This is a genomic window from Limnospira sp. PMC 1279.21 (genome assembly GCF_032349615.1).
In the GTDB taxonomy this organism is placed as follows: Bacteria; Cyanobacteriota; Cyanobacteriia; order Cyanobacteriales; family Microcoleaceae; genus Limnospira; species Limnospira fusiformis.
The window spans coordinates 1-2,217 of the sequence record NZ_JARPLU010000334.1 but is presented as its reverse complement, the minus strand read 5'-3'; the positions used below and the strand labels follow the sequence as shown (position 1 = coordinate 2,217).

Sequence of the window (2,217 nt, the reverse complement as noted above, 5' to 3'; positions counted from 1 at the left end):
TCGCGCTTTCTGTACTTCTTCAGTTACTACTTTTTCGCTCCTGTATGTTTTTTTTTGAGACTTATATCGTGCTGCTTTAAAAATCTATCTATCATGGTCGTACTGACATTTATGCCCAGCTTGTCTCTGAGCTTATCACTATATTGCCATAAGGTCAGGTCGGGGTGGGCTTCTACAATATCTATCACGGCTTCCTCATGCTTAGATAAAATGCTTTTCTTTTTAGTGCCACACTTACGAGGAGATAAGTCTCCCGTTAATCGATACTGTTTGACCAGTCGCCTTACCGTGTCTGGACTCACCAAAAAGCGTTTCGCTACTTTTCGGATAGAAGTGTCTCCTTTTTCATAGGCTTCTACTATCTTTTTCCGAAAATCTAAAGAGTAACGGCTCATGGTAGTTGGTTGTGATAACTTATACAATAGCCATACATTATACCGTACTTTGTGTTTTGTGTAAAGGCTGTAATCATCCCCGACTTGTCTTGTCGCTTTTTCCCCGCAATAATTTCATCAATAATCGGCACAATTGAGTCTATAACGTCTTGTTTAGACAGAACCATTTTATCATTAATGATAGCTGTTAGAGCCGGGAGTAATAGGTTAAAAATCTGGTCAGGATCATCAAATTTATCCTGAACCGCTTGCAGTTTCTGTTCCGCTGACTGAATTGGGCTCTGTAGCCTCGGTAACTCAGTCTCAAGATAACTTTTAGTGACTTTTTCAAACTCCGAGAATTTGGAACCTAGCAGCAGATCCTGTAATGGGTCGAAAGGGTCGGACAAGTCCTGACTTAGATCTACTTCTGTATCGCTGGTTTGGTTTTATGGCGGCGCAGAAACAGAGGTTTTCTCCTCCTCCAAATCATAACCATTATTATTATTTGCATGAGATTTAGCAGTTTCTCCAGACTGGACAGACACTGGATCATCAAAATACTTACTAAACTCATTTGGGGAAATTTAAATTAATCGAACCGCCTTAGTCACCACTTCCTCATCCTCTGGGATTAACTCAGAGAATGCTGTCTCTACCTGAGTCTCTATCTTCTTAGTAGTCTCTACCTTCTTAGTCTCTACCTGGGTAAAATCTTATGGTTGAGCAGAAAGTAGATCCTCCCTTTTCACACCCAGATTTTGTGAATTACTTTTCCGAGAATATGAGGATTTGTGTTCATGCTTAATATTGCTATTTTGAGATGGATAATTATCAACTTTGGGAGTTTGAGGTGAGTTAGTGATAGATTCATCATTAGGCTTCCCAAGCAACACATCAATCAAAATATCAACCAACTCATCCAGTTGTGGTTCAGACTCAACAGATTCTAACTCAACCTCTTGTGATTGATTTATGCTCTTGGGAGTTTCTTGCGATCTAGTCATAAATGCCACCCCTGATAGATAATTCAGTCAAGTAGGGGTCGAGAGAGATGTCGCCATCTCCCCCTCCCATACAAAACCGTACTTGAGACTTTCACCTCATACGGCTCCTAATTTGATTGCTCCATTGTTAGGGATACAGCGTTGACATTATCTAATGCCGTCTTATCATCGTGGGTGTGGCGATGTAGTAGTTGAAGATTTTTGTATTCATCCTTTCCGCCTAAGCTTCGAGGTACAATGTGGTCTACTTCAATTAAATCCGATGGTGCAAAATACTGTCCGCACCAGGTACATCTGCCTTTTTGCTTTTTGAGTAGTTTTGCTACCCTATTTGGCGTGTCAATTGCTTGTCCTTTCCTAGTTGCCCAGTAAGTCCAATTTCCGTCATATGGTGTTGCGTCAGGGCGTATCAGGGTGTGTCTGACAATCGGAGTCCAATTATGTTGCCACTCAGTACAGGACAAAAAAGCTGAAAGTATTAGCGAAAAGGGAATCTAGCCGAAAATTCTGAAGGGGGCGCTCCGGGCTGAGGTGAAAGTCGAGGGGTGGGGGGGTAGCGCCAAGTTGGGGTGAGAGGGTTACATCGGAATTACCACAAACCAAACTTCCCTCTCATGAACGAGCTTAACCGATTACGAGACACTTTGCGCCCTCACTTGCCCTGGCACGGGGCGAGATTAAACTTTGTCTGCCTGTTCCTGATGGCGCTATTCCAAACAAAGACGGTTAATCTGATGGAAATAGCGACTGTATTCGCAAATCCTGTGCAAATTTCCTCAAATTATAGCACTAGTCAATACGGTTAGGACGCAGCCTTGAGAACAGAATCCATGGCA

The 2,217-nt window shown here is 42.4% G+C and carries 2 protein-coding genes and 3 pseudogenes; 1 reads left to right on the top strand and 4 read right to left on the bottom strand.

The features are described 5' to 3' along the window. The 4 genes and pseudogenes from P5683_RS24315 to P5683_RS24300 form a co-directional block, all read right to left on the bottom strand. Positions 1 to 395 (bottom strand): annotated as a pseudogene (locus P5683_RS24315) (IS630-like element ISAtsp7 family transposase); the annotation flags it as partial. Further along, complete coding sequence (locus tag P5683_RS24310; RefSeq protein ID WP_006624145.1) at positions 392 to 784, bottom strand: hypothetical protein; 393 nt, start codon at positions 782 to 784, stop codon at positions 392 to 394. The gene P5683_RS24310 and the pseudogene P5683_RS24315, both read right to left, overlap by 4 nt. A 306-nt stretch (positions 785 to 1,090) precedes the next feature. Continuing rightward, a complete protein-coding gene (locus P5683_RS24305) occupies positions 1,091 to 1,381 on the bottom strand; it encodes a hypothetical protein (protein WP_006624144.1) in 291 nt (96 codons plus the stop codon). 107 nt (positions 1,382 to 1,488) lie between these two features. Beyond that, a pseudogene (locus P5683_RS24300) lies at positions 1,489 to 1,830 on the bottom strand (HNH endonuclease); the annotation flags it as partial. 165 nt (positions 1,831 to 1,995) lie between these two features. On the opposite strand from P5683_RS24300, the pseudogene P5683_RS24295 reads away from it, so the two are divergent. Beyond that, positions 1,996 to 2,178 (top strand): annotated as a pseudogene (locus P5683_RS24295) (IS4 family transposase); the annotation flags it as partial. Positions 2,179 to 2,217 lie beyond the last annotated feature (39 nt).